The organism is Synechococcus sp. R55.8 (assembly GCF_047461895.1).
Taxonomy (GTDB): Bacteria; Cyanobacteriota; Cyanobacteriia; order Thermostichales; family Thermostichaceae; genus Thermostichus.
This window is the reverse complement of the sequence record NZ_JANSIB010000147.1, coordinates 1-4,183: the sequence shown is the minus strand read 5'-3', so window position 1 is coordinate 4,183 and position 4,183 is coordinate 1. Positions and strand designations below refer to the sequence as shown.

3 protein-coding genes are annotated in these 4,183 nt (G+C 60.6%); 1 reads left to right on the top strand and 2 read right to left on the bottom strand.

Annotation, left to right across the window (positions count from 1 at the left end):
- Nucleotides 1-222: 222 nt before the first annotated feature.
- Entirely contained in the window at nucleotides 223-2,211 is a 1,989-nt protein-coding gene (locus tag NW829_RS11820; protein ID WP_414417160.1) for a protein kinase domain-containing protein, read from the bottom strand.
- A gap of 141 nt (nucleotides 2,212-2,352) precedes the next feature.
- On the opposite strand from NW829_RS11820, the gene NW829_RS11815 reads away from it, so the two are divergent.
- Entirely contained in the window at nucleotides 2,353-3,234 is an 882-nt protein-coding gene (locus tag NW829_RS11815) for an inositol monophosphatase family protein (protein WP_011433458.1), read from the top strand.
- Here the strand turns inward: NW829_RS11815 and NW829_RS11810 are convergent.
- Nucleotides 3,189-4,172 (bottom strand): glycosyltransferase family 2 protein, encoded by a 984-nt coding sequence (locus NW829_RS11810; RefSeq protein WP_011433457.1) that lies wholly within the window; start codon nucleotides 4,170-4,172, stop codon nucleotides 3,189-3,191. The two genes, NW829_RS11815 and NW829_RS11810, sit on opposite strands and share 46 nt — an antisense overlap.
- Nucleotides 4,173-4,183: the final 11 nt, after the last annotated feature.

Genomic DNA, 4,183 nt, shown 5'->3' with positions numbered 1-4,183 from the left:
GGGCTACTGAAAGCCCGCTCCGTACCGCTTTAGCGGTCGGAGTCGGGTAGTTTACTAGCTCAAACGACCCTACTCCCTACAACCAGTCGCGTAGCTCTGAGCTGGGGATCTCACGGCGCTCCCCGGTAACCGTGAGAAAAATCGTGAGAAAAATAATGAGCGGTTTTGATTCCTGTCTTTCCCTCTTCTTGAGAGAGAGAACTCAGATGGGATCCCTGTGGGCTAAGGGGCTTGTTGTTGACTTTGTTGTTGACTTTGAACAGGAGGGATCCGGCGCAAATTCAAAAGCACCATTGCGCTAAGGGGGCGCGTGTTGGCCAGTAGCCCCACGATCAGCAGCAGCCAACTGTTCAAGGTAGTATTGTCCAGCAGCCAACCCATCAACAGAGCCGATCCTGCCCCTTCGGCAACTGCCGCCAAGATCCAAGCCCGGCTACCTTTCCAGCACTGAGACCACAAGGCCCATTGCAGCCCACCAACGCCGACCCCCACCAGCAAACCGCGCAGCGCATCTCCCATTGCCTGCAAGACATTTTGGAGCCAGGGATCCGTCGGGTTAAAAGCAGAGGTTGCCACCCCCACCTGGGGAGCGAGGAAATCCGCTGCCACCCAACCCAAAGCCGTGGCCAGCAGAGTTGCAGCCACCCATCCCACAGAAACCTGCCGCCGCAACACCAGCCACTGCAGCAGCCCCATCAGCAAGCCAAGGCCGGCTCCAGCCACCGCTTCTTGTAGTGATCCCAAAGCCGCCAGCAGAGGAGCCAATGCCCCCAACCCCAGGTAGCCGATCCCAGCCGCCCCCAAATTGGCCAAGAGCCAACTCAACGCCGACCCTTTGCCCAGGCGGGGTGCATTCAGGGGTGCATCCAACAGATGAGAGCCGGACTTGCTGTTGACATGTTCTTGCCCAACCTTCTGTTCCACCTCGCGCAGCCCCTGTTCCGCTGAAGGGTTACCCGGCTCCAGCCGCAGCACCCCTTGATAATCCATCTGGGCAAGGCCCCAATGTCCCTGCCGTTGGTGGGCCAGGCCGCGGTAGAGATAGTAGCGGGCTTCGTTGGGGGCGCTCTGGATCAGCTCATTGAGCAGATGGACGGCCATCTTGTACTCGCCTGCCTCGATCAGCCTTACCGCCCGTTGTAGCTTTTCTTCCTCGTCTGGGGCGGCTCGACCCATCGGCTGTTGGGAAGTCGGCTGGCCAAATCCGGTCGGGATCCGCGGGGGACGAACACCTGGAGATGCAGGAGATGAACTTGAGGGAACGAACGGGGCAGGAGGGGCAACCTTGTTTCCATAGACAGCCTGTAGCTGCTGGCTGAGCCCTTCCATGTTGGCCGGGCGGAGGGCAGGGTCTTTCTCTAGGCACTGGAGGACAACCTTCTCCAGGGCAGCGGGGATGGGGTGGGCTAGCTTGTGGTCTTGGAAGGGGCGGGGCTTTTGAAAGTTGTGGACGTGGTACCAGCCTTGCAAGGTGTCGGTATCCGGCTCGAAGGGCAACGCACCAGTTAACAGCTCGTACAGCACCACCCCCAGGGAATAGATGTCGGAGCGGCCATCCAGCTTTTCTCCGCGCATTTGCTCGGGCGAGGCATAGACCATCGTGCCCAAAAAATAGCCCGTCTGCGTCAGGCCACGAGAGGTCTCCCCCATGAGCTTGGAAATGCCGAAGTCCAGGATCTTGACCCGCTCTTTCCCATCGGGCCCTTTCTGCACAAAGATGTTGCTGGGTTTAATGTCGCGGTGGATGACGCCGCGAATGGAGTGCTTGCCCAGATCCATCTGAAAGTTGTGGGCGTGGTGCAGGGCAGAGCAAATCTGCAGAGCCAAGTTCACCACCCGCTCTGGGTGCAGGGGGCCTTCCCGAGCCAGCACATAGTCCAACCCCTGGCCGCTGTAGGGTTTGGCGTTCAGGTACTCCATCACCAGGTAGGGCTGGTTTTGGTACAGGCCGTAAGAGCGCACCTGCACGATGTTGGGGTGCTCGCCCAATAGAGCGCTGACCCTGGCCTCATCCATGAAGCGTTGCTGCAGTTGCTGGTAGTACTCTGGGCCCATGTCCGGGGGCGGCGGGCGCAACAACTTGACGGCCACCAGCTCGTCATTGAGCTGGGTATCCACCGCCTCGAACACATTGCCGTAGCCACCCTCGCTGATGTGGCGGGTCAGCCGGTAGCGGTTGCCAATCAGTTGTCCAATCAGGCGCTGGTTCATGGAGGAGGGTGGCCAGCTGGGGAGTTTACCTATGATTTGATTCTATTCAGCTTATGGGCCTAGAACCTGCTTGTGAGGGATCCGCTGCCATTGCGACCCCTTTTCCACCCCAAAAGCCAGGGATCCCGCTAGGATTGGGGCATGAGTGCTCCTTCTGCAACTGCTGCTCTATCCCCTTTCTGGCTGGAGGTTACCGAGTTTGCCTTGCAGGCTACGGCCAGCGTGGGATCCCAGCTCTTGGCAGACTTTGGCCAGGCCCACCCTACGGTTCGCGCCAGCGGGACGGAGTCCTTAAAAGCCGACGGCAGCTTGGTAACCTCTTCTGACCAGTGGGCGGATCGCGCTTTTCAAGGGGCCATTGCCGCTGCCTACCCCGATCACGGTTATCTGAGCGAGGAATCCAACCACATTTTTCCCGAGAAGGAGTGGTGTTGGGTAGTGGATCCTTTGGATGGCACCACCAATTTTGCCCGTGGGATCCCCATTTGGGGCAGCTCCTTGGCTTTGCTGCATTGGGGCGTGCCGGTGTTTGGCTGTGTCCATCTGCCGCCCATCCGCCAGACTTTTTACGGTTATTGGCCTCGGTTTCCTGGGGATGCAGCAGCAGGAGCTTTTCTCACCCGCCACGACCGGGATCCCGCCTGTCCCCAGCCAATCCGTCCTAGCACCGCCTCACCCGGCCCCAACCAATTGTTCAATTTCTGTTCCCGCAGCAGCCATTGGATTAGCCCGCAATTCCCTTGCAAAGCGCGGATGTTGGGGGGCGCTGCCTACAACCTGCTGGCGGTGGCCGGTGGCAGCCTTTTGGGGGCGGTAGAACGCTCGCCCAAGATCTGGGATGTGGCGGCAGTGTGGGCCATTGTCAAGGGGGCCGGCGCCGTTTGGGAACCCCTGAGCTGTGCCGATCCGGATCCCGGCCAGCCTCTCATTCCCGGCAAGGATTATGGCCGACTCACTTACCCCGCCCTGGTGGCAGCTCAAGCCGAGTGGATCCCCTTATTTCGCGCCTTCATCGCTCTGTAGCTTTCGTAAACGGCCTGCACGTTGTACCAGTTGAGGAAAAAAATCCGGCACAGCTCCAAGGCCAACTGCGAGCGGCCATGCCGGATCAACCAGCGCAGCAGCGGTTCCACCCGCTTCTCGTTCAGCCAGCCCCCCAGGGATAAAAGGCCCCACAGGAATTGGTGCAGGGGCGTCAGTTGGATCATCAGGCGCACGGCCCAGGTGGGGTGTTTTTGGTAAAAGAGAATACCCATGCGGCCCCGCTGCCGTTCCCGCTCAATCAATCCTGGGATCTGCTGCAGCTCAAAGGGCGGATGCCAGTGGTAGCCGGTGGCCTGGGGGCACTTGACCAGGCGCAGGCCCAAACGTTTTAGCCGCACCCCCAGCTCCAGGTCTTCCCAGCCGTAGAGGTGAAACCGCTCGTCAAAGGGGCCGGCGGGGGTTTCGCAGGCCAGCTCCAACCAATGGCGGGCAATGGCCACGTTGCCGGTGGCGAAAAAGGCTGCCGAAAAATCGGTGGGCTTGAAGGGTTCGGAGCGGGGATCCTGAAAATTGCTCGTGTTGATCACCCGCCCGTAGGTGAAGACCTTGGCCTCGTGGGGGGAGCGGGGATCCCCTGTAACGCCGTGCCGCCGCAGCATCTGGGCGTGGCTGGCCAAGAAGTGATCCACCACCACCAGGTCGCTGTCGATAAAGACGATGAGGGATCCCTGGGCGTGGCGAAACCCCAGGTTGCGGGCAGCGGCGGGGCCGCGGTGCTCCTGCTGCAACAGTTTCCACTGGGGCAAGCCAACGGGGTTGTTCTGCAGCCATTCCACTGTGCCATCGGTGGAGCCATCGTCCACCACCACCACCTCGTAGCCCTCGTAGGGGCCGGGCTGCTGCTGCGCCAGGGCCCGCAGACACTGCTCCAAAATGGGACGGCGGTTGTAGGTGGGAATGATGACGCTGATGTACACCGGGGATCCCT

What these genes read in the sequence shown, in the direction of transcription:
- NW829_RS11820 (WP_414417160.1), bottom strand. Translation starts at nt 2,211, where the DNA reads ATGAACCAGCGCCTGATTGGACAACTGATTGGCAACCGCTACCGGCTG.
- NW829_RS11815 (WP_011433458.1), top strand. Translation starts at nt 2,353, where the DNA reads ATGAGTGCTCCTTCTGCAACTGCTGCTCTATCCCCTTTCTGGCTGGAG.